The following is a 23,107-nucleotide window of genomic DNA, read 5'->3' as shown; positions in this document are numbered from 1 at the left end:
GTTAGGGGTATCATTTCAAAATTTAGAATTTGATGTTGATTTTCAAATTCTAAAAGCTGAAAGTGTTTACTTCGTTTAATACTACTAAAATATCAAAAATAACAGTTAACCAGAAATATTGTGTAACTGTTTGTATATGAGTTGTAAATTAACTGTTAGTTGTTATGTGTTATAAATGATATTGCGTATGTGGGCTTTCCGAAAAGAATTATTTAGAATAAGTAGGATACTACATTTCACTAAGTTTTTCAATACGTTCCAGGTGTTTTTCTTGTTCTACCCGAGTATACCAAACATCTCTAAGTTTCTTTTCTGAAAATAATTGTAATTGATCGCCTACATGGGCATTTCCTTTTTGAGTGGCATTACCGTAAGACATTAAGGCTTTGGCTTTAACTTGTTTGCCAAACTCTGTTGCACAGACGTAACTATCCCCGTGATAAGGATAAAATTTACCATTTTTTCCCGGGACATAGTGCATAGTTCTGAATAAACCGATTTGGCCGGGTCCACCATTTCCCGGATATTCATATGATCCAACCTTTAACCTAAAAATGTCTCCAAAACTTGGAGTTAGCGAACCGATCTTATCCATTTGTTGTTTAGCCGTCTTTTGTATCGCTGCCAACATTTTGTCATTATCTGCAAAGCCATCGGGAGAATTTATAGGATCTTTATAAGACCATGGCTTTTCAAAGTATCCTCCTGTCCCAATGTTTCTGATAAGATTCATAAATAAAACAGCTCCTGTGCTAGAAGCATCAAAAGAAGCATCCCAATTGGTCAATACATCAAGGGCAGCCAAAGTAAGACTGTCTTTGGTTTGTTGTTTTAGAGATTTGAGTTCGTCTTGGATTCTTAAAGCGAGTTCGGATTTTGTATCGTGCTTAAGAGTAATAAACTGATCCAGGGTCAGATTGTTAGCATCCATGATTAGTTTAGCTGATCGCTGAGGCCTGAAGTACATGCTATTGGGAGCGATATGGGATGCGTACTGATCTGGTGTTATTTTTGCAGGAAATGTACTGGTAAAAGGAGGATCATTTGCGTTTTGGATCCAACCACTATCAGGATTAATATAACTTGGCAGTTTTGAAGCAGGATAGTACCCTTTCCAAATATCTTTGCTGGAAGAAGTAGGTAAAATACCTTGCCATTTTTCCCAATCCCCATTCTTTTCTGGCACATGACCTCCAAAGTGATATAGAATATTATCATTCTTATCGCTGTAGATGACATTAAAAAGAGGAAGTGCATTTTTATCTATTGCTGCTTTAAACTCCTCAAGATTTGATGCCTGTCCCATAGCTCTCCATTGTCCTATGGCATTCAATTTACCATCCATATTAGGCCAACGAATGGCAATGGCTTTGTCTCCAGATTCTCTAACAATCATTCCGAAATCAGATTGTTTTTTAATGACCATTTCTTTTTTTAACGAAGCATCAGTTTTTACTAAAATAGGCATACTATCTATCTCAAACTTCTTGTATTGACCGTCGATCAGATATGTATCATTTTTGATACTTAATTCATAAAAATCTACATTATCCAAAGTGTTCACCGTATGGGTCCATCCTAGATTTTCATTAAAAGCAATACCAAGAGTTGGTAGGCCAACTAGAGTAGCTCCATAAAGGTTATTGTTGGCTGTAATGAGATGAGCTTCAAAAAATAACCAAAAGTCATTCCAGGGAAGATGAGGATTAGCCAAAAGCATTGAATTTCCAGATGCTGTTTTTTTTCCATTGACTGCCCAGGCATTAGAACCAGGAGACCATTGCTGTACTGTTCTTAAATTTCTATTGATCAAAAATTCCATATACATCACGCGAGTAGCATGGTAGATGATATCTACCGATTGTACTGGTAATACAGCTTTGTATTTTTCATCTATTGAATTAGCATTTTTTTCAGCATAAGCATTAATACCTTCAACAAATGATGCTATGATTTTTTTGTCCTCTTCTTCCATGCTTTCGAATGTTTTTTCGGAGGCTTCCAGTAGTCCAAGTTGATGGAGTAATACATCTCTTTTCGAATCAACACCCCAGTATTCTGAAGATTTAGCTCGTGCCTCGCCATAAAGTTTTAGCATAAGATCTGCATGATTATGCATTTGTGCCCAACCCATCATTTTATAAAGATTAGCATCATTATCTGCATATATATGTGGAATACCCCAGGTATCCCAGAGAATTTCGTTTTCGTAGTTGGAAGTAGAGGTATTAGAAATTAAAAAGGGCAAGGTGAGTAGTATAAACAATTTTTTCATAGCCTTATAAAAAATGAAATGTGATGGTTTTATGATTTTTTGTGTAAAAAGAGCTTAAAATGTCGGTCATTTAATACTCAAATGTATTAAATATCTTTTATTAAAATTCATTCCTCTTGATTTTTAGTTTTTATAGGGATGAGGTATTTATTCATCCTTCAATATTTTAAAACAGATTAGTTCCTATCTTGTATCATTTATACTTTTTAATCATCGTATCATCCCATAATTGAACTTCGATATACTTATCATACTTGTATCGCTCTTCTGCTTCACTTTTTTCTTCAGAGGGGAGTCCATAAGTTGTAATTAAATCTTTGAGTTCGTTTAGCAAAAACACCTGACCATTACAGTCTTTTCTGTACGTACCAAGTTTAGGTTCGTCATGAAACTGAAATGACACCATACTATCGGGATACGTAAAGCTAAGATGCTCTGGATTTAGATCAGTCAATGGTATTTTTATAACTCCTGGATTGATGTACCAGGATTTTGCCCAATCACATGGACCCAAGGTAAAATAAAAAGGATCATTTCTATTGGGTAGTCCACCCTTTTGCTCGAATTGCATTTTGATTCTTTTTTCCAAAGAGAACCTTAAATCCAGATAGTTATCGGGTCTTTTACTATTCCATCCTTCGGTGATTTGGTTTTGAATTTGAGCGGCCTTTTGATAGCCCAATTCGGTAATATTACGAAAGGGTCCATTATTAATTTCATAATAATGATACAAGAATTTTGGTATTGCCATTTGCTTTTTTGGTAGATTTAAAATGTATTGTAGATGCAAGAAACAGTAGGTTAAGATACTCATTGTATTTTTTATGGAGAATCCTATTCGCGATATTTTATAAATGGAATATTGTAAGCAGTTTGTCCGCTGATTTTACAGGAAATGATAATGTTTTGTTCATTTCGTTCAAAATCAACCCTTCCCAAAATAGAACTATCTGTGATGAAAGAATCCTTATCGATTGGGACCAGTTCTACATCCGAATTGAAAGCATGTTTTGCAATTATCTTTTCTCCTTTTTTTACAAAAGTATAGGTGGTTTGTAATTCGTCGTTATAGAAAGTACCTAGATATTCTTCGATTTGGATTTGAGAATTGTCAATCGGTGTAAGTGTTACCTTTTTGGCCGGATATGAAAAGTCTGAAAAATGCCATAGCAATTCATCTTTACCAAAAACCAGTTTGCTGTGCTGCCTAGGAGTAAACTGAAATGAGTTTTCAGAAATTACTGGAAGAAAGACTTCATTTGTAGTATTATGCGGTTGAAGAAACAGTGAATCTCTCCTTGATTTGATATGGATATAAAAACCAGGAAAAACTTGGTAGGTTCCAGTATATGCTTCCAACTGAGTCTTAGTTGGCTTAGGGTTTGATGGTGTCGTTTTTGGCGTAAGGGATTGTTCTAAAAAAACATCTATCATTCCGTAGGCGATGGTAAGAGGATTAAAGGATTCGTAGTTTCCAGCAACGGCAACGGTAAAATTATGTTCAGGGATGTGTAATAGATATGCTCTAAAGGCGGCATCTCCACCTCCGTGAAATATGACCTTAACTCCTCTGTAATTTTTGGTTTCCAACCCTAAACCATATGGGATTTTTTCACCAGAATTTAGGGTAGAAGGCTGGATCATTTTTGAAATGATAGCAGGGCTTCCTAGTTTGGAATCAACAAAAATTTGTGTCCACTTGATTAGGTCTTGTGTAGTAGTATATAAACCCGTAGATCCTACAATTGATCTGTTCATGGGATAGTAGTGGTATTTATCTTTATTTTTATAATACGAATTTGCCTTTTTGGTGATTACCGATGTTGACCCATTTATAAACTGGCTGCTTGTCATGTTCAAGGGTTTAAAAATACGTTCTCTAACAAATTCTTGAAATGGGATTCCGGAAACTCTGGTAACAATTTCTGCTAACAAAACATACCCAGCATTGTTATATTGAAATCGCTCTCCTGGTTCGAAATTTAATCCGCGTTGTCTCAACAAAAGGAAAACCATTTCTCTTTGCCCAATCAAATCTTGATCTGAGCGACCTCTTAGTCCGTTTAGGTCTGTATTATTGCGAAAACCATTGGTGTGATTGGCCAACATTCTGATTGTAATTTGATGAGGTAAAGCTTTGAGTTCGGGGAGATATTTTGTGATGGGGTCATCAATAGATAATTTGTTTTGTTGTTCTAGCAAGAGCATCGAAAAGACTGTGAATTGTTTGGATATCGAACCTACCAAAAAACGAGTATCATCGTTTATCGGGATCTGGTGTTCTATATTGGAAAAACCTGTATGATTTTTGTAAAGGGGTTCACCATTTTTGGATACGATAATCGAAAGCCCAGGTCCGTTTTCTTGTTCATGAATATAAAATAGGCTATCTGCTTTTTTTACATAGGATTGTGCGGTACAGGTAAATGTGATACTGCAAAGAATAGCTAAAAACGTAAGTGATAATAGATGTTTCATTTGTCTCAAAATTTAGTTTGAAACAAAATTGAGTAATCATTCTAGTTAAAAGGTCCGAGTTCCTAATGTCGAACTCATTTTTTGATAAAAAAATAGTCCGACTTTAAGTCGAACTTCTTCAAAGAGTTGATTTTCTATAGGCAGTAGGAGTGATCCCAGTGGCTTTCTTGAATGCGGTATAAAAAGAAGATTTTGAGTTAAAACCTACATCATACAACACCTCCAACACCGTTAAATCAGGTTGTTCCTTAAGCAGAGTTTGTGCATCTTTTATTCGATAGCTATTGATAAAATCGAAAAAGTGCATGCCGGTCTTTTTATTGATTAAAGCAGATAGCTGTTTTTCTGGAACGTCTAATGGTTCTGCCAATTTTTGTAGGGTGAGTTTATCATCTAAATATGGTTTTTCAGTTTCGATATACTCAATTAGTTTTTTTAGATCTTCTGGTTTTTCGGTTTCGGGCTTATGCGAATGGACAGGTGTTAAGTTATGATCAACACCAACAAACAAATTAGGTTTCCGCAATCCGTTTAATACAAACCAGCAAATCACAAATAGTGCAAATAGGCTAATAAACAGATTAAGGTATATCAAAACTGGATGGTTACTATTCATTAATTCACGAACGGTAACAAAAGTGTTTCCAATTAGGAACAGAATGGTAGTACGTAGCAACCATTGATACGTAATCTTATGATTGCTTGAGTAATTATTCTGATATACCCTTTTGAATATAGTAAGGGAATAAAAAATAGCAATGATATAATAGTAATATTGGATTTTTGATAGTATTTCAAAAACGGTAAGACTTTGATCGGATAGATCCGTCAAGATGAATAGGATAAAAACTGCCAAAAAAAGAATACCGTGTAAGAGGTGTTTCGTGCTTAGTTTGAAATTGTAATAACAAGCAGATTTTACATACAGATAGAACAATGGCATCTGAAGCAGGACGCTAGAAATTTTTAAGCTTCTTAGGATATTACTTTGTGGGAGTTCGATAAACCACCCCATCATGTCGAATGCGGTTACCAAAAGGAAACTAGCAAATAAATGATTAGGAAGCTTACGCTTTGTTGGTGCAGAAAACAGATACAGTGCTAACAAAACCAATAGAAAAACGGTAATCTTACCAAGATCTCCAATAATATTTTCGGGATTCATAAAAAATTATATCAGGTTATCTTATGTTCTATATGTTTTTGATAGATAAAAGGCCTAAGATAACCAATACTAATTAACTTTTTGTCTTAAGCTTTGAGCAACTTTATATTCTAATAGGGATAAGGTGAGGACAATTAACGTTTCACCCATAAAATAGATCCAACCCCAAGTAGTAATGATTTGTAAATGATAAAAAGCAAACCCAATGGATAAAAAGCAATATAGCAGATTCAGAATGGCAATACCTTTTAGAAGTGATGGAGTCTTGTTTGCTTGACTGCAGTAGGCACTTATATCATAAAGAGCAAAAAGTATGGGCAAGCTAGCAAGGATGTATAGGGTAAAAACAGGGATTCCAAAAACACTTTCAAATTTTACCAATACAATTCCTAATAAAAATGCAGATAATAAGGCGCCCAATCCATCAATTATAAAAAGTTGTTTGGGTTTTGACACCATTTTTTTTGTGATGAGATCTAGAGACATATTAGATGATAAATAAATTTGATTAAGTCTATTTCGGAACCATATTTTATCTATTTGGGTTTTAACACAAGTCGATCATCTCAGCGACTTTTTATTAAAATATCGTCTTAAAAGATAATTTCTAAGAATGCTTAGAATAGTTAAATATACCGTTAATATCGTGTTTTTTCCAGAATGATTTTCGATACCCAGGACTGGAAATATAAGGTGTAGTGAAATGATGGTAATTAAAAACCCTATAGTCACATTAGCTAGGCTTTCTAAAAGAGATTGTTTTTTAGTCTGCATTAGAAATTCGATTAACAGTTGAAGAAACTTGACCCTCCATAATTTCTATGATTCTATAACCTGAAGAAGTAGTATCAATTTCAATAGTGTCCTGATGCTTCTTTATTTGATAGGATATGGCTGGGGTGATATGTTGTGTTACGTTTTTAAGACTTACCGAACTTTCTATATGATAATGTCCACAAAAAATAGTGATTGGATTAGGGACTTGGGTAAGTGTATTGGAGACCTCTTGCCTGTTTTGAAGCTTACCCACACTGTCTACCATTAGGTTAAGCCCGATGATTGGGTGATGAATAAAAATGACAATAGATTTTGTGGTGTTCAGCTCTTGTTTTAACCAATTGAGTTGGTTGGAGTCAATAGTACCAGATGAAGAATCTAAGTATATGAATTTTGTGTTCATACTTTCGGAACTGTAGTAGATTTGTTGAGTATCATGCCTTGCACCAGTATTCAGATATTTTACAGTTTCTAAAAAGGTATCGTGATTGCCAAGGGTAATTGAAAGATCTTTTCCCTCCAACTGTTGGAAAAAATAGGGTACACCATCATTTTCTCCAATATCTCCTGTGCATACAATCTGAGTAATGTTTTGATCTTCGATATGTTTTAGAATACGATCAAATCGTTTTCTTGCCGAGATCGAATCCTTAAAAGGGAAAGATTCATCCAGGTGTGAGTCGGTGATATGGGCTATTCGTATCATTTTGTTTGATCTTATACAATCAAAAATAGTATTCCATTTTGGGTTTGATTTATAAAATCTTGCAGATTTTACGAATTGACTCTGAATTGAGTTGGGGAAACACCAGTATATTTCTTAAAGGTATTAGAAAAATAAGCAGTGTTATCGAAACCACAATCTAAGGCTATTTCAAAAATAGAGTCTTTAGAATGCCTAAGTTTATCTTTTGCCATTTGTATACGAAGATTGGTAAGATAGGTTAGAGGGGTACAACCATTGATTTCTGAAAAAAGTCGATGCAAATAATATTTACTGATGCCCATGGTTCTGCTCAGACTATCCAGATCGACGTGTTCTTTTAAGTTGTCATTGAGATAAGTTTTGGCATCAGTAATTAATCGGTACAACTCCTTTTTGGTATGGTGTTTTACGATATTTAATTTTCTGAAATTAGCATCTATATGGGTTTGTTCTTGCACAATGAGTTCTGAAAGCTTGATAAACAAATCTTCCATATGTTGTGTGAAAGCAGTTTTGTCGTATTGATATAAAAAAGCAATTTTATGGAGTAAGATATGTGCATCACTACTAGGATCTTTATGCGTTATCTCTAGAAACTCTATTGAAGTGTCACTAGGTGGTGAATGATGATGATAAATTTCATTAATCAAATCCTTAGATAAGAAGAATGATAGTCCTTGGGTACCTTTTTTGGCTTCTGTAGTGATCTGCCGATCCTTATTTAAAATCAAATATTGATTTTTTGAAACCTCAATATCCTGATGGTTGTAGTGATAACACTTACTGCCAGTGATAACATATTTTAGGGTATACGTAGACTGATAAGACACTGAGATATCATCGGCATGATTAGAATACAACATCTTATTTTCAAACTGTTTTGAAAAGGTAGGAATTGTCGTTATTTCTTCAAGTTGTATCATTACAGTAAGCTTGCAAACTCAGTTTAGTATTGCAATTAATCTTCGAATACAGCAACGGCTCTTACCGGTGAGCCTGTGCCTCCTCTTATTTTTAAAGGTAAGCCAATAAATCGAAACCGTCCTCGACCAATAAGTAAATGTAGATTGATCATGTTTTCATAATGGGTAAAATTCAATTCGCCGCAAATATGATGTACTTCTTTGTTGGATACTTTTGGTACTCCTGGTGACATCGTTTCTACACCAAACGCAGCAATATTTTTATTGCCTAACCAGCGGGCGGCAGCTGTCGATAATCCTGGTCCATTACCCCAGTTTTCAGTATTAAAATGGTTTCTATAGTGATCGGTATAAATAAGAATGGTATCACCTGGTTTGATTTCAAGCTTGTCTTTCTTGCAGGCATCTGCTATCTCATCAGGTTCAATCAATTCTTTTAGTTTTTTATGCGAAAAATCCAGACAAATCCCCTCGGTATAGAACATGGATAAGGGCATCGTATCAATAGATTGCCCTTCATACTGTTTGGCCATATGATTAATGGCATCTACGTGTGTTCCTGTATGTTCGCCAAGTTCTAACTTATGAACGGCTGGAGTTCTCTTTTTAGGGTTTTTGATACCATCCCATTCTTCGTGCGAATTGTGGATCGACATTTTAACTTGAGGAAGGTCCTTAAAAACAGGCATTCCTTCATAAATTTCCTGGCTCAAGTCGATAATTTCTGGCATAAAATCTTGTTACTTTTTTAGATGGTAAAGGTAGCAAAACTAAAGCTCAATTCAGAGCTAAGAATTGAGCTGGTAGAAGATATTGGTTGATTTCAGATTATCATTCCTTGGTACCCCAAACAATTGGGAAGGTATAAATTACTCCAACTTCTTTCCCATTATATGTGGCGGGTTCCATATTTGGGATTTGGTTGAGTATTCGAGCAATTTCAGTTTGTACTTGTATCTCGGTATTTACAATTTTACGATTTTTGATTTTTCCTTTTTCATCTACCATAAAAAATACATCTGCCTTGTGGGATTTTAGGCTTTTAAGATTTTTGGGAATGTTAAAGTCAAATTCCTTACCCTACCAGTTTAGCTACATGCTCTTTAAAACATTTTTTCCACTCTGTAGCAGATAAGTTTTCGCTACCTGGATACACCGGAACAAGCTCTACATCATCAAAAGATCGAATTAAAAGAATGAAAACAAAAATCCAAAGACTGATTAAGCCTCCAATAATCAGATGATACTTGATGGATGGATTTAGATGACTCATAGTTTTAATCAGTAACTACATCAATTTTAGGTTTAATAATCATGATCATAGTAAAACCAACTGCTAATCCGATAATTGAAAATATGATGTCGTTGATGTCGAATACATTATTCCCTCCTAAGTTATGAATTTTTAGCTCTTGAGTGATTACATAGATAGCAGCTAATATCGTTGCCATTATATAGATTAACTGTCTTTTTATTTGCTTTGTTAGTACTCTTGCGTTAAGATAGAGCCCTATTGCGGTAAGTACCAAAGTACCGATAACCCCTTCAAAGAAATTAGGTAATGAAAGCAAAATGATTTTGAATATCTCTGGAGCATTACTAGCTAATACTGTCGGTCGTATGAACTTAAAAAACGCAAACAGTAGAATAAAGATCATTTGAATTCGAGCCAATTTTGAGATGTCCTTCATAATATCCGATTACTTTTTTTATGAAATTGCATACATCTTCATTTTAGATCGTGGGAAGGCCAAATGCCTTCAAAAAACGGATACCTGCAATCAGAAGTAAGCTTATTTTGAGTACTTCGAGTATGATAAACAAGATATGGTGATAGGTTTTGGATACTTCTTGACCCGTTATGATACGATCGGCTCTTCGATTTAATACTGGGATCAACCAAATAGTTTGAATACAAAGTAAAAAAAGGACAAGGCCATAAACGAAATTGTATTTCAATGAAAATTCGCCTAGTAAAAAGCTAATAATTAATACTGTAGAAAAAACAATTTCTATTTTATTTAAAGCTCCAAAAACAATTTTACCGATCCCCAAGCCCAGTTGCCTGGTTATGTTTGGAGCACGAAATTTGAGTGGTGCTTCCACAAATGAAATCCCCAATACCATTCCTACCCATACGAAGGTGATTATTGTAATTATTAATTTCATTTCTTTAAACTAAGGTTACCTTTTCAACATAAAAATAACTTCCTGTAAGGATCTTATTTAGAAACGAATTTACAATATTTATTGCTGCGATCAGTATTTTTCTTAGGGCATTACCTAACCATATTAAATTACAGATCTTGATTTTTAAGTCATGTAATATCACTTATTTCATAAATGTTCTTCAAAAAAATCTAGAGCCATTGTTAGTGTTTGTTTATGTATTTCTTTTCGATTCACCTCGGGATGATCTATGGTTATTGCTGGCATGATTTCTTTGCCAAAAGGAGTAGCCTCATTTAGAAATACATAATGATCTACATGTTCGTTGTAGAGATGGAGTTTACTGGTTTTGATCAGATTGTGATAATTGATTGCATTGCGTTCTACATTGGTATTCGTATCTCCTTTTCCTGCTACAATAAAAACCGGTGCAGTAATCTTATTGGTCTGTTCTTTTGAATGGAATCCAAACCCAATTGCTGGAGCCATTACAAAAAAGGCCTTTATTCTATCATCTTTTACATGATCTTTGTAAGTATGATAGGAGGAAACAATGAGGCTGTCATTTTCAAAATCTATAATCTCGTCGGTTTTTGGAAATTCTGCAGGCATGGCTCGATCGTCTCGATTTTCACTTTCTCGTATAGTTCTATCTACGTAGCCTCCCGCCAATGCAATATTGGTATATCCTCCCAATGAAAAACCAACCCCGCCTATTTTTGAGGGATCTATTTTTGATCCAATTTCGGGATCTTCCAAGATATAGCTCAATACAAATTGAACATCAATTGGTCGTTCCCACCATTTTACAAACTCTCGAGGAATCTTATTGAAAGTTGAGTTTCCATAGTGGTCAAGAGAGACCACAACATACCCTTCTTTTACCATTTTTTCGATAAACCAGGTTAACGAAAATCTGTTACCTCCAGTACCATGAGAAACTAGTAACAATGGAAATTTTTGATCTGCAATGGCTGCTCCTTGTATGGTTGTAATTGGCTTGAAAATTTGTTTTTGATTTTCTTTAGATACTGTTTCTTTAGGTTGATCAAAAGTTGGATACCATATTTCTGTCAATAAGGGTCTATCTCGGGATTCATCTACTAGGGTTAGAGATTTTTGTCCTAAGTTGTATGCTTTTTCTTCTTTTTGAGTACAAGAAATACATAAGATAGTGACCAATAGAATTATCAATGTTTTTTGCATGGGTTTATAGGTTGGTTATAGATGTACAGACCCACAAAAAAAAGAATTGTTACAGTTGTTGGCTGAGGAGTTGTTTATTGCGAGTTAGTTGTCTTATACTGGCTAAGTGAGAAAACAAAACGATTGGCACAATAACAGCAGGAAGCCATACAAAAGGGAAATAAGTTACCCCGACATTAGGTTGATCAAATGCTAATTGTTGAAAAGGGCTCTTTGCACTTAAGGCTGCAATGGTAAGAATATTAATTAATAACGCAAGGCAAATAAAATTCCAGACCAAAAGCCCTTTTCGTCCTAATTTTTTCTTTACAAACACCAAGTAATACATAATGGGAGAGGTAATACCAGATATGATATCATAGTTGTATCCGTCAAAGGTCATCAAATCAGGAATGAGCCCTTCTAGAAAAACTGCATACAATATGAACTCTACAGGAATGCGTACAACATGAAGAAGGGTCAGCCATTTTAGATGGAGTTGATCGATAAAGTTTTTACCTTTCTTTTGTGTAAAAAGGAAAAGTACAAATAAGATGGTAGGTGCGATGAGTAAGACAAATCTGGGAGGAAGTGTTCCTGATTTTTGATAGAATCCTGTTATTCCTAGAAAGGCTACAATAACCATCCATATACCAATACCATAGAGTATATTTTTATAATGTGAAGTTTTGAAAAACAACCAAACGGTTAGTATTGTAGTTGCTATAAGTGCGAGGGAAATGAAAATTGAAACTTCTGCCATGTCCTTATTTTTTAAGTATACAACCAAAAGTATGATGTAAAAAATGGATGCTACTTGACAAAAGGCAAGAAAATTAATAGCTAGATTTTCTTTCGGATTCTGCTTAGGGTACTGTCTGTAATCCCAAGGTAGGAGGCGATGTATTTTAAAGGCACGTGTTTTATAATATCAGGTCTGTTGGTCAATAGGTTTTGATAACGTTGCTCCGCAGTTTGATTGATCATCGAATAGTTTCTCTTCTTGGAAGTAATAAATTCTTTTACCAAAATAGCTCTTCCAAAATCTCTAAATGCTGGTTTGTCATGAAACAGTTTATTTAATTCTTGATAAGAAATCCGATACCCTACGCAATCAGTTATAGCTTCAATATTAGCTTCAGATTTTACCCGGTTAAAGAAAGAAGTGATTTCAAATACAATGTTATTTTCAGTAAAAATATCGGTGGTGATTTCATTTCCTTCCAGATCATACAGAAAAATTCGCATTACTCCCTGCTTCAGGTACAAGTAATCATCACTAATTTGATTTTCTTTCAGGAATAGATCACCTTTTTTAATTGCTACAAAATGAAATGAGTCGGCAATTGCCTTGGCATCAACTTCTGGGATCGGGATTACACTCTTGATAAAATTGGTTAGCAATGAATTGGTTGTATCCATATTTTTTGAGTAGTTAAAATATATTGCGGTCCTTTCTTGAAGAAATATATGTTGTTTTTTTTTGGTAGTAATTTACCAGGAGCTGTATCTGGTCATGGCTACAAAACGTTTACCATCATAACGGTATAATCCGTTAAATCCTCCAAACCAAAGATTCCCGTTTTTATCTTCCAGAATCGAATGTACTCCATTGATCGAGAGTCCCTCTTCTTGATGAAAATTAGTTAATGAAGTTCCCTTATAACGGTATACTCCTTTGTTTTCTACCGGGAACCAAACAGCGCCAGATTTGTCTTCATAAAGGCTCCATACTTCTAGATCTTGTGATTCTAATTCTTCAGTGATATGAGTAATTGAGTTTCCATCCCAAAAACAAACTCCATTATGATGAGAGGCAAACCAAATGTTTCCTTGCCTATCCTCCAAAATATCATTTATGGTATTATTACAAAGGCCATCTTTTTCAGAAATATGGTGTAACGTTTTTCCATCATAAAAATAAACACCACCATTGGTGCCAAACCAGATGTTTCCTTTACGGTCCTCGGTAATATCGTGAACGATTTTGGCGCTTGTAACTCCTCTGCTTTTGTCTGGAATTGCCTCTGGAATCTGGAAAGTAGTGAATTCTTGACCATCAAATCTACTTAGACCCTCTAAAGTACCGATCCAGATAATCCCTTTATGATCAATAGCCATACTCCAAACATCATTGTCGATAAGTCCATGTTGTTTGGATAACTTTGTGAATGTACCAGTTTCTGGATGGATATCTTCTTGTGGTTGATATTTTATTATTCCACCTGAAGTCCCAAACCAGATATTTCCTTTTTGATCTTCTGTAATTTGACGTACGACCGTTTTATTAAAAATAGGATGATTAGACAAATCGATAAGCGTTTTCCCGGTATAACAAAAAACGCCATCACCAACAAACCACATATTTTGATGACTATCTTGAAATACCCTTCGTAAGACTAACATCAGTTGCTCGTCTGCATTAAAACCGGAAAAATGATTGTTATATTCCTGTAATTGCTCAGAATTTTTCTGTTCTGAAGTTGAGATTGCTGTATCTGATTTGATTTTTTGAGATTCATCAACCACTTTTGGATTTGTATGATGACTGTTATGGCAAGAAATCAGCAACAGAAATAATAGAGATATGGTTTTACTTTTCATTCGATAATATTGACAGCATTGTTGAAGCGTATCTTTTCCCTAGTTCTCTGTAGCCAGCTGAATCAAAATGAGCATTATCCTGAGCGGTGCAGTCTTTTGACGAAATGATATGAGCCGTAGCTACTACTTCTGGTAGTTTATTAATGATTGCATTCATATCAGAACAACAACTATTTTCTACAGCTACCACCTCGCCGGCAAGCAGAGGTACTTCTGTGGCATCCAAGGATAGGTCGTTGAGCATATCGTGATAAATTTTTTGTACATATTTGGGCCATTGTGAATCACCAGTATTGGTTTCTCCTTGATGTAATAAAATTCCTTTGATAACCCCATCCTTTTTGGCCGTTCTAGCAAGATCGATTAGATATTGGTAAGGATTTCCATGATAAGATGCTACCTTATTCATAAACCAATCCTCGTTATAGGTGGTATCAAAATCTTTGTAAATGTCTTTGTCGAACAATCTGATATCGCAGCCTCCTATGGCTACGCTGATCACACCCACTTTAATACTATCGGGCAAACTTTGAACCATAGATCTACCAAAATAGTCTAATGGGCTTAACCCAGAATTACACTGACAAAGGGGTGGTGTGGCTTTATACCATTTTCCTTTTTTTCTTCCGATTTCAGGACAATCCAAGGTTTGCAGAACCAAAAAATTAGGATCAACGTCCTTGTCCATATTTTCAATAGTGCCTTGCCCTTCCATATTGGATTGCCCAAAAGCTAAATAAATATGAAAATTAGTGTCCTGCCCCGTTACATTTAGTATAGATATAATCCCTATTACTATGGAAAATAATGCATTTGTAACTCGATTTTTACTCATGGTTCGAGTGTTTATTTATCTTTTGAAAATTAGTGTAGTTAAGCCCTTACAATATACATAGAAATGCGTCAAATTACTATTGGGTTTTGATCCAACTATTTGAAGTAATTTAAGCAGTATTTAACGGTCTGTTTTTATTTATTCGAAAGATAAATACTTCTGTTTGATGATATTGATATGGTGCCATTCGTGACCAATAATTGACTTTAGGAACTGCTGAAGAGTAATTGAATGCGTTCTTGCGTTGCCTTTGATTTGTAGCTGTTGAGGAGATAAGCTTGCGATAAAACTAATAGATGATTGTCTAACGTTGGAAAGGTCGCTTAGTAATTGTTCTACTGAGAGTTCATCAAATCTGGCGTTGTCTACCAGAAGATTCTGATCATATCCCCATAGTTCAACAACCTCTTTTCTGCTAAGTTGAAAAGCTCTAAACATTTTTATTCGCTCGTGGTCGGTAATATGGCCAATAATTTGTTTAATCGACCATTTGTCTGCAGCATATCGGTAATTCCCTTTATTATCATCAATTGATCGTAGTAGCGAAAAATTAGTATTTGAAGAAAACAGCGCATACAGTTCTTTATCTTCTACTAAACTATAGTAATAAGGAAATCCATCTTTGGGTGTATACTGCATGTGTGTTATAACTTTTCATTCAACCATTGGGCCATTGTTTTCAAAAAGTCTTCAGGTCTTATCCATGGTAAATTGTGATCCTGAAACTCATAAAACCCTCCCGTTTCACATTGAAATAGATTGTGATTCGCATTAGGAAACGAGACTACTGCAAGATCGGTATTTTTTCCTAATGTTTTTTGATATAGGACCTTGGTTTTTTGCCAATCCACGTTCTTGTCTTTTTCTCCAAATAATGCTAAAACGGGGCAATTTACATTGGATAGTATGGTATCAAAATCTTTGACGTATATCTGCAGTCCTGTCTCCTGATCAAATTCTTCTTGCATAAATTTTTTCTGGTAATCGTAATAGCCTTTCTCTGTAACATCAGTGTGATTATTAAACCTTTGCAAAAATTCATTTTTTCTAAGGTTTTGTGTGGCTTTCATATAGGTTTCAAAACTTTTTCCTTCATAAGACAGGCGGGCACCTTCTTTTAATTCTTTGGATAATAGAGCAATGGTGTCTTTGGGAACTCCTTGTATTTTTAGGTTTTCTTCAAAAAGATAGTTGAAGTTTTCTTTATCATCAACACCGCTTACCGAAATCCAGAATGCAATATCTTTATATTGATTAATTACAATCGGATTGATCCAACCCGCTCTGCTAATCCCCCATAATCCAATAGTTTTTGCTCCTGGTACTTTCTCTTTTTGCAAAGTACGAATTGCGGCGATTACTTCTAAAGCGCTATTAGAAACGGCTTGATTATAATCAAAAGTACCTTGACTGGCACCACATCCCATTTTATCCCACATGTAAGTGGCATAACCGGCATTAATCATGGTATTTCTCACATCAGCATACCAATCTTGAGCTACCGCATTTGTTTTTCCAGAACCATGAACAATAAGAACAATCCCTTTTGGTGTAGTGGTTTCGGGAATGTTTAATACACCATTCAAAACGACTCCTTCAAACTCAAAATTAAAACTTGCTTTGGTAGGCTGTGCATTGGAGATAAATCCTAAAAATATAAGTGTAAAGATGTATATGAATGTTCTCATGTTATGAAATTACAAATTGTGATGATGAAGTTAGAGATGCACTCTCAGCTTCTTTCTTTTTTTATTTCTCAATATTCCATTAATCAAACCAACAAGACCAATGGTAAAACAAACCATAAACCAAAATCCAATATTGTATTTATCAATGATAAGTCTATACAAGAAGGTAAAAGAAAACAAGAGCAAACCAATGAGTTGCCACCAAGGGTCTTTTTCTAGTCTGTAGTCGGTATCTATAACTGTTGGTAAGTTGAACAAAATTTTGATTTCGTTCCACTCCCAGAGAATAAGAATAAGGTTAGCCAACAACATTAAGCCTGTAACTACAGGAGTGTAGGCAAAGTAATAGGATAGTGTAATCACAAAGATATTTACTATTATGGGCAGATTGATCAGAGCCCCAAGTTTTGAATAGCGTTGTGTCATCAGCAACATACCAGCGATCAATTGTCCAACGCCTATAAATTTCCAATAGAGTCCTGATTGATACATGGTTTCAAAAAAATGCCATGCACTATCTATCGGGTTTGAAGCGCCACTATCTGTAGTAAATCGTTTTCCTTTTATCTTTATGATACTAGCAAAAACAAAAGCCCCACCAATAAGATATCGGGTATAGATAATGAAGATTTGTGTCCAGATATAGGTTTTGATTTTTTGCATAAAATGATCTCTAACCTAATATGAGGACGAATGTTTTTATAATTTGTTACGCTTTAGGCCCATAAAAGCCAACTGCAAAGTGGTTAGGTACTTTATTTTGTTCGGTCTACCATAGCATGGCTGGCACTTAATTGTATCAAATCCCACAGATTTCCATAAAGATCTTTGAACACTGCCACAGTTCCATATGGTTGTTCTACGGGTTCTCTTATAAATTCGACTCCTTTTGAAGTCATTTCGTTATAATCTCTCCAAAAATCATCCGTACTTAAGAATAGGAAAACTCTTCCTCCTGCTTGATTTCCAATAAAGGTTTCTTGTTCTGGAGCTGAAGCTTTTGCTAATAAAATAGTAGTTCCCGTAGAATTGGGAGGAGCAATAACCACCCATCTTTTATCTTGTTCTGGCTGATACGTATCCTCAATAAGATCAAAGTTTAATACTTGGGTGTAGAAGTGAATGGCCTCATCATAATCTTTTACGACCAATGCAATATGAATAATAGATTGTTTCATTGTATTTTTCCTTAAAGTGAAGATTGTTTAATTACTATTTTTCCAATCGTTTGGTTTGATGAAATAGGTTATTTATAATTTTTGAAGAAGACTAGCTCAGTTTATCCAACATTTTTTTTGCTCTACCTGAAACTGATTTTCTTTCGTCGGCTTGTAGTAGTTCCAAATGTGGAATCATCCATTGCTTTAACTCACTGTCTTTTGCAGACCATTGGGTTAGGGTATCCATAGTTTGATTAAGAACATCCAATCCTTATGATGGGCAAGATTTCCTTTCATAATTTTCTTGGCATGTTCGATTTGGGACTCATTCATATCTTTTTCCAACAATCCAAACAATTGAGAAAGTGTCCATTGTGTAGAGGCTTGATTTATTTTAGAAATTTCATGTAGAAATCGATCAACATAGGGGATAAGTAATCCTTTCTTGGCCTTGCAAATCCTTTTCATCGCATTGGATGTTCTTAACCTAACAATTTCGTCATTACTAAAGTAACAGTTGAACAACTCATTGAACAGTTCATGTTGAGCAAGAACTTCGTCAACGATTTCTACCGTATTTCCCAAAGAATTGGGATGCCCTCCTTTTAAGCGTTCTTCAAAATTTTTCATTAGTCAATATTTTGATCGCAGTATGTATTAATGCTCTTTGGAGTCATTAAACTGCCATAGTACATTTACGATTTGCCATTTGTCGTTTAATTTTACAATATGCATGTAATCAATCCAATCATCGGCAATGAGTTTTACAGAAGCAGTTTTGTCAAAAACATCTAGAATAATTACTTCTTTTTTAGGATTTTCTGGAAACTTATCTCCCTTTTGGTTATAGGTTTCGGCCAATAAGATCATAGCATCTGTAAAGGTTTCTCTCAAGTATTCGGTATTGGTTTTTTTATTTTTCCAGAACGTTCTTTTTACCATTCTGGGGTGTGCAGAACGTTCAAATAATTCTGGTTTTACGAGGTGCTGTGATTCGATATAATCTAGTGCAGCTCTTTTAATGGCCAAAGAATCCTCTTTGGATTGGGCTTTAACGCTCATTGCAAATAATAGAATTAGCGTAAAGGTGAGTGTTATTTTTTGTTTCATAAGATGTAAAAATGATTTGTTTAGATAGGTTAAAGCCTGTTAAAGTTTGTGGACTGATGATCTTATTTTACGGTCTACATAAAAATTGTCAACCTGATTGGTTTGAGTATCATAAATTAATAAACCTGGTCTTTCCTGGTCAAGTTGCGATAATAATTCTCCCTTATCATTCCAAACGGCGCTTTGCCCATTGCTTAAAAAATTATCACAATAGCCAATGCTATTCGACATAAGGATAGGAATTTCAAATTCTTTGGCCATCGATGGAAAGTGAACGTATGCTTTTTCCAACCCTCGTTCTGGCTTGGCTACGCTGGCTATAAAAACCGTTACCTCATTCTGAACAGCATTTATAAAGTGTTCTCTTTGTAGTGTTTCATAACAGATACCTATAGCAATTTTTTCTCCTTTCAGATCCAAAGATGGAGGATGATCACCACTTACAAAGTAAGGAAGTTCGTCTTGATGTAGTATTCGTTTTGCATATATCGACCTGTCTTTTTTGGCCTGAAAGATTAACATGCTGATGTGTATTCCATTTGGTGCTATCGTTGGCATTCCTACCCCTATTACTATATCATGATCATCAGCGAGTTGTTGAAAAGGATCAAAAATAGGGTTATTAACCTCCAGAGCAAGTGCTTTTGCTAATTCTGGTTCGTAACCTGTAACAGAAAGCTCGGGAAATATGACCATCTCACCGTTTAATGTAATGGCATGTTGAATAATCTCCAAGTGATTTTGAATATTCTTTTGAATGTTACCCTTCAAAGATTGGATTTGAGCAATACAAATTTTCATTGGTTTCCTATTTTCTAATCGTAATAGCTATACGGATAAGTGTAGGATTTAAATTTACAGAATTAGAAACAAAAAACGGTTTAAGAAAAACTTAAACCGTATTCTCAGTTGTGTTGGTAATAGAGATCAAATTATATAAGATCAATATTTAATGGTCATGGTGATTTCCAAAGGGTTTGATAATAACACCAATACTAAAAATAAATCCATCTGTCGGAGCATATATTTCAGGAAAAACGGGATCTTCTATAGGTGGTAACACCAAAGGAGAAAATCTACTTTGTCTTCGATCTGTAAAATTTTCAAAATTCATATACGCACTGGCAAATTTGAAATTTCGAATAATAAGCAATCCCATACTTATGTAATCTGTAGTTTCGGTACCATTAGACAATAATTGTTTTCCAGTGTAGTAGGTTTCGAATCCCAATCGCCATTTTTCACCTTCATACATCCATACGCTACCTGCGTTATGTCTGGCAGTTAATGGTCTTTGTGGGTTTCCTGGAAGGTAATTCAGTTGCGTATCGATCAAGGCATAGTTTAAAAACCATCTAAAATCCTTGTAGGTAAACTTAATATTGGTTTCTGCTCCCTTGCTAACAATCCTATCTGGGGCGTTTTCGAATTCAAAAAAACCATTGTTTGCAGGATTTAGTAGTAAACCATTATCAATCACTGTGGCATAAAACAATTGGTTGATAGAAAAACCAATAGTATTGAACAATTGTGTTTGATAATTTACGTCAAAATTCGCTCCGTAGGAGCGCTCTGCATCTACTATAGATTTGTCTATGGCAAGAACATTTTCGAAATTAATAGATTCTGCTTCATCAGTGAAAATATCAGGAATTCGATACCCTAATCCTCCACCAATTCTACTAGAAAATCCGTTATCGTTTTTATACAACAATGATACTCTTGGTAAAGGGAAAAAGCCAAAATCAGTATCATAATCTGCTCTTAATCCGGTTTCGAGTATCCAATGATCTGAAAAGTCATAAATGTTATTGATAAATGCTCCGTAGGTAAGGTCTTTTTGATCGCGTTGTAGTGGTGCATCGTCATTTTCATCAAAGTCCGAAGAATATACGTTTGCACCAAAAATCCAATTGGTTTTAGTGGTTTCTCTTTTATAAGTGATTTCAGAAAAGGTATTGATCTGTTTGCCTTCAAAGTTGAAATTAGGAATAGCGAGATTACGATCAAAAAATGAAACACTATTTTTGATACTTAGCGAAGCTATGGAGTCAATTTGGGTTTTATAAACCGCTTGAGTACTCAACCTTTTGGATAGATTCTCTTCGGTATATTGATCTGTGCCGTTATCACCATTTTCAATTCTTGAGATATCCCCTCCAATACGGTCATCATATGTTCCATTTACACCCAGCCAAAATGTAGTTTTTTCTGAAGGGTAATAGAAAAACTTAGGATTTAATACTACGGATTTTGTTTCCGGTAGGTTGCTAAAGCCATCATCTTCGGGATCATATGCTTTTTGGTAATTTCCCGAACCAAAAATAGAGACCCCAAACTTTTCATTTCTTTTACTGTAAAAAGTATTTACAGTACTTCCTAAGGCATGTGTTTGGGTTAACATAATATCTAATGTAGGTTCCATTTTGGGTGTTTTGGATACCATATTGACCAAACCTGCAATGGCACCACCTCCATACAGCGTGGATGAGCTTCCTTTGATGATTTCAAATTGTTGTAAATCCACGGGTGGGATTTGCAGGATGCTCAAACCACTGGAGAATCCTCCATAGAGTGGGAATCCGTCTCTAAGAAGTTGTGTGTATCGACCATCTAGCCCTTGTATTCTAATATTGGTATTCCCACTACTCAGCGAAGTCTGCTGCATCTGGATTCCAGTGCTTTCCCGAAGAGTCATCGAGATGTTGACTGGATTCATAGTTACCTTTTCTCCTAATTCTTCGGGTCCGATAAACTCAATTCTTGTAGGGATCTTTTGTATGGTCCTGGTACTTCTTGAAGATTGAATAATGACTTCGTCTAATTCGTCATGTGCTGTTTTTAGTTTGAAAACAAAGTTCGAATTTGCAGATACTTGAACACTGGTGTTTAGAGTTTCAAAGCCTAAATAAGAAATACTAACAGCATGATTTCCGTAGGGAATTTCATTGAAGGTTGCGACTCCTTCAAAATTGGTGATTGTTCCTTGATCCAGTGCTTCAAAATAGATGGTAGCTCCGGGTATGGGCTTTTCTTCGGATGCTGAAATTACGGTTATAGTTATTTCAGAAGTCTGTGCCTTTACACAAAGGCAAGCTATAAGCGTGAGCATAACGCTCAATCGGTATGTATTCATTGAAAATGTAAAGTAGATTAACTAAAAAAATGATTTTAAATCCGTGTATTTTAGCTAATCACCTTTGGAGGTTGCCAGATATTGGCTAGAAAACCAAATCGATAAATTGATTGATAGGTAGAGAATAATGAGGAAGAAATATCCGCATTTAACTCTAAATCAAAAGTTGGGATAGGTTGATAGGTAATAGTAGTTCCGCAACAACTGCAAATGCAAGTCATAGCACACGAATCCTCATTCTCATCCTGATGATTATGGTCATCACCAGTTTCATTTTGACACAGATCTTCAGTAGGGTTCTCATCAGAGCAGGGAACCGCTGGAGGTGAGAATAGGAGAAGTGCTAATATGATTGCAATTACTTTCATACGGTATTGCAAAGGTACTAAAGTACCAGATATTATTTATTGATTTTTGAAATACAGTGTATTTTGCTATTTACCTTTTGTTTTTATGTGGAGTTTCCCAATGCCTTACTATTTCTCTATTGAATAGCGTTTTCCTAAAATCTCCGGGTTTTTTTTCGTTCAATAAATCCAATGCCCCTTTCTCTTTGATTAGCTCTTGAAAATGATCTTCTCTCTGGTCATACTGCTCTTTGTTGGCATAGGTAGTAATTAGGATGATTTCAAAAGGTTGCTCTTCGTTAAAAGGGGTTTCTAATACTTGATAAGATTCGATATACCCTTTCTTTATGGCCATGTCCCGTAGTACTTTCCAATTGTTTTGATAATAGTAGGTTACCTCTTTTTTGTTATTGTTCAAGATCTGAACAAAATCCATTGTTGAAATTCTTTGGTCTAATTGTCCATAGGACAAAGAAGTAAAGCTTAGGATAAATAGTGCAAGAATAAGTCTCATGGTTTCTTTTTTTAATTATTAGATTGTTAAGTGTA

General features: G+C 35.0%; 29 protein-coding genes. All 29 read right to left on the bottom strand.

Going from position 1 to position 23,107, the window contains the following annotated elements:
- Positions 1 to 229: 229 nt before the first annotated feature.
- The 29 genes from BUE24_RS16235 to BUE24_RS16105 all read right to left on the bottom strand — a co-directional run bounded on the left by BUE24_RS16235 (position 230) and on the right by BUE24_RS16105 (position 23,072).
- Positions 230 to 2,275, bottom strand: a complete 2,046-nt coding sequence (locus tag BUE24_RS16235) for a penicillin acylase family protein (protein ID WP_084549595.1) — start codon at positions 2,273 to 2,275, stop codon at positions 230 to 232.
- A gap of 193 nt (positions 2,276 to 2,468) precedes the next feature.
- Positions 2,469 to 3,026, bottom strand: a complete 558-nt coding sequence (locus BUE24_RS16230; RefSeq protein ID WP_139242029.1) for a hypothetical protein — start codon at positions 3,024 to 3,026, stop codon at positions 2,469 to 2,471.
- 83 nt (positions 3,027 to 3,109) lie between these two features.
- Positions 3,110 to 4,753, bottom strand: a complete 1,644-nt coding sequence (locus BUE24_RS16225) for a serine hydrolase domain-containing protein (RefSeq protein ID WP_073317979.1) — start codon at positions 4,751 to 4,753, stop codon at positions 3,110 to 3,112.
- A 118-nt stretch (positions 4,754 to 4,871) separates the two neighbouring features.
- Positions 4,872 to 5,918, bottom strand: coding sequence for a helix-turn-helix domain-containing protein (locus BUE24_RS16220; RefSeq protein WP_073317976.1), 1,047 nt, complete (start codon positions 5,916 to 5,918; stop codon positions 4,872 to 4,874).
- A 69-nt stretch (positions 5,919 to 5,987) separates the two neighbouring features.
- Positions 5,988 to 6,404, bottom strand: a complete 417-nt coding sequence (locus BUE24_RS16215; protein ID WP_073317973.1) for a hypothetical protein — start codon at positions 6,402 to 6,404, stop codon at positions 5,988 to 5,990.
- A gap of 75 nt (positions 6,405 to 6,479) precedes the next feature.
- Positions 6,480 to 6,692, bottom strand: coding sequence for a DUF7220 family protein (locus BUE24_RS24460; protein ID WP_073317970.1), 213 nt, complete (start codon positions 6,690 to 6,692; stop codon positions 6,480 to 6,482).
- Positions 6,682 to 7,401: a metallophosphoesterase family protein gene (locus tag BUE24_RS16205; protein ID WP_073317967.1), complete on the bottom strand. Its 720-nt coding sequence runs from the start codon at positions 7,399 to 7,401 to the stop codon at positions 6,682 to 6,684. The genes BUE24_RS24460 and BUE24_RS16205 overlap by 11 nt, the downstream gene beginning before the upstream one ends.
- A gap of 68 nt (positions 7,402 to 7,469) precedes the next feature.
- On the bottom strand, positions 7,470 to 8,324 hold the full coding sequence (locus BUE24_RS16200; protein ID WP_073317964.1) for a helix-turn-helix transcriptional regulator: 855 nt from the start codon (positions 8,322 to 8,324) through the stop codon (positions 7,470 to 7,472).
- A 35-nt stretch (positions 8,325 to 8,359) separates the two neighbouring features.
- Positions 8,360 to 9,055 carry a cyclase family protein gene (locus BUE24_RS16195; protein ID WP_073317961.1) on the bottom strand — a complete coding sequence of 232 codons (696 nt, stop codon included), beginning with the start codon at positions 9,053 to 9,055 and terminating at the stop codon, positions 8,360 to 8,362.
- Positions 9,056 to 9,155: 100 nt separating this feature from the next.
- Positions 9,156 to 9,332, bottom strand: coding sequence for a hypothetical protein (locus BUE24_RS23990; protein WP_170864614.1), 177 nt, complete (start codon positions 9,330 to 9,332; stop codon positions 9,156 to 9,158).
- A 67-nt stretch (positions 9,333 to 9,399) separates the two neighbouring features.
- Entirely contained in the window at positions 9,400 to 9,597 is a 198-nt protein-coding gene (locus BUE24_RS16190; RefSeq protein ID WP_073317959.1) for a hypothetical protein, read from the bottom strand.
- Positions 9,598 to 9,601: 4 nt separating this feature from the next.
- Complete coding sequence (locus BUE24_RS16185; RefSeq protein WP_073317956.1) at positions 9,602 to 10,015, bottom strand: hypothetical protein; 414 nt, start codon at positions 10,013 to 10,015, stop codon at positions 9,602 to 9,604.
- A gap of 43 nt (positions 10,016 to 10,058) precedes the next feature.
- A complete protein-coding gene (locus BUE24_RS16180) occupies positions 10,059 to 10,493 on the bottom strand; it encodes a hypothetical protein (RefSeq protein ID WP_073317954.1) in 435 nt (144 codons plus the stop codon).
- A 168-nt stretch (positions 10,494 to 10,661) separates the two neighbouring features.
- The gene (locus tag BUE24_RS16175; RefSeq protein ID WP_073317952.1) at positions 10,662 to 11,699 is read right to left on the bottom strand and encodes an alpha/beta hydrolase family protein; all 1,038 of its coding nucleotides are present in this window, start codon (positions 11,697 to 11,699) and stop codon (positions 10,662 to 10,664) included.
- A gap of 49 nt (positions 11,700 to 11,748) precedes the next feature.
- The gene (locus tag BUE24_RS16170; protein WP_073317949.1) at positions 11,749 to 12,441 is read right to left on the bottom strand and encodes a hypothetical protein; all 693 of its coding nucleotides are present in this window, start codon (positions 12,439 to 12,441) and stop codon (positions 11,749 to 11,751) included.
- A gap of 80 nt (positions 12,442 to 12,521) precedes the next feature.
- A complete protein-coding gene (locus BUE24_RS16165; RefSeq protein ID WP_073317946.1) occupies positions 12,522 to 13,100 on the bottom strand; it encodes a Crp/Fnr family transcriptional regulator in 579 nt (192 codons plus the stop codon).
- A gap of 72 nt (positions 13,101 to 13,172) precedes the next feature.
- Positions 13,173 to 14,282 (bottom strand): ligand-binding sensor domain-containing protein, encoded by a 1,110-nt coding sequence (locus BUE24_RS16160; protein WP_073317944.1) that lies wholly within the window; start codon positions 14,280 to 14,282, stop codon positions 13,173 to 13,175.
- The gene (locus tag BUE24_RS16155) at positions 14,272 to 15,117 is read right to left on the bottom strand and encodes a sialate O-acetylesterase (RefSeq protein ID WP_073317941.1); all 846 of its coding nucleotides are present in this window, start codon (positions 15,115 to 15,117) and stop codon (positions 14,272 to 14,274) included. Before BUE24_RS16155 ends, BUE24_RS16160 begins: the two co-directional genes overlap by 11 nt.
- 138 nt (positions 15,118 to 15,255) lie before the next feature.
- Positions 15,256 to 15,756: a DinB family protein gene (locus BUE24_RS16150; RefSeq protein WP_084549594.1), complete on the bottom strand. Its 501-nt coding sequence runs from the start codon at positions 15,754 to 15,756 to the stop codon at positions 15,256 to 15,258.
- Between the two features lie 5 nt (positions 15,757 to 15,761).
- Entirely contained in the window at positions 15,762 to 16,805 is a 1,044-nt protein-coding gene (locus BUE24_RS16145; protein ID WP_073317939.1) for an alpha/beta hydrolase family protein, read from the bottom strand.
- Positions 16,806 to 16,835: 30 nt separating this feature from the next.
- Positions 16,836 to 17,468 carry a hypothetical protein gene (locus BUE24_RS16140; protein WP_073317937.1) on the bottom strand — a complete coding sequence of 211 codons (633 nt, stop codon included), beginning with the start codon at positions 17,466 to 17,468 and terminating at the stop codon, positions 16,836 to 16,838.
- A gap of 92 nt (positions 17,469 to 17,560) precedes the next feature.
- Positions 17,561 to 17,983 (bottom strand): VOC family protein, encoded by a 423-nt coding sequence (locus BUE24_RS16135; protein WP_073317934.1) that lies wholly within the window; start codon positions 17,981 to 17,983, stop codon positions 17,561 to 17,563.
- A 91-nt stretch (positions 17,984 to 18,074) separates the two neighbouring features.
- Entirely contained in the window at positions 18,075 to 18,212 is a 138-nt protein-coding gene (locus BUE24_RS23985; RefSeq protein WP_170864613.1) for a hypothetical protein, read from the bottom strand.
- Entirely contained in the window at positions 18,200 to 18,595 is a 396-nt protein-coding gene (locus tag BUE24_RS16130) for a hypothetical protein (RefSeq protein WP_073317931.1), read from the bottom strand. Before BUE24_RS16130 ends, BUE24_RS23985 begins: the two co-directional genes overlap by 13 nt.
- A gap of 27 nt (positions 18,596 to 18,622) precedes the next feature.
- Positions 18,623 to 19,075 carry a nuclear transport factor 2 family protein gene (locus BUE24_RS16125; protein ID WP_073317928.1) on the bottom strand — a complete coding sequence of 151 codons (453 nt, stop codon included), beginning with the start codon at positions 19,073 to 19,075 and terminating at the stop codon, positions 18,623 to 18,625.
- Between the two features lie 39 nt (positions 19,076 to 19,114).
- Positions 19,115 to 19,876: a carbon-nitrogen hydrolase family protein gene (locus tag BUE24_RS16120; protein ID WP_073317925.1), complete on the bottom strand. Its 762-nt coding sequence runs from the start codon at positions 19,874 to 19,876 to the stop codon at positions 19,115 to 19,117.
- 148 nt (positions 19,877 to 20,024) lie between these two features.
- Positions 20,025 to 22,187 carry a TonB-dependent receptor gene (locus BUE24_RS16115; RefSeq protein WP_244548164.1) on the bottom strand — a complete coding sequence of 721 codons (2,163 nt, stop codon included), beginning with the start codon at positions 22,185 to 22,187 and terminating at the stop codon, positions 20,025 to 20,027.
- Positions 22,188 to 22,261: 74 nt separating this feature from the next.
- Positions 22,262 to 22,579 carry a DUF6660 family protein gene (locus BUE24_RS16110; protein WP_073317920.1) on the bottom strand — a complete coding sequence of 106 codons (318 nt, stop codon included), beginning with the start codon at positions 22,577 to 22,579 and terminating at the stop codon, positions 22,262 to 22,264.
- Positions 22,580 to 22,649: 70 nt separating this feature from the next.
- The gene (locus tag BUE24_RS16105) at positions 22,650 to 23,072 is read right to left on the bottom strand and encodes a hypothetical protein (RefSeq protein ID WP_073317917.1); all 423 of its coding nucleotides are present in this window, start codon (positions 23,070 to 23,072) and stop codon (positions 22,650 to 22,652) included.
- Positions 23,073 to 23,107 lie beyond the last annotated feature (35 nt).

Origin of the sequence: Aquimarina spongiae (genome assembly GCF_900141785.1) — a bacterium.
Taxonomy (GTDB): domain Bacteria; phylum Bacteroidota; class Bacteroidia; order Flavobacteriales; family Flavobacteriaceae; genus Aquimarina; species Aquimarina spongiae.
Note: the sequence above shows the minus strand (reverse complement) of the source record. Positions and strands in the feature narration are given on the sequence as shown.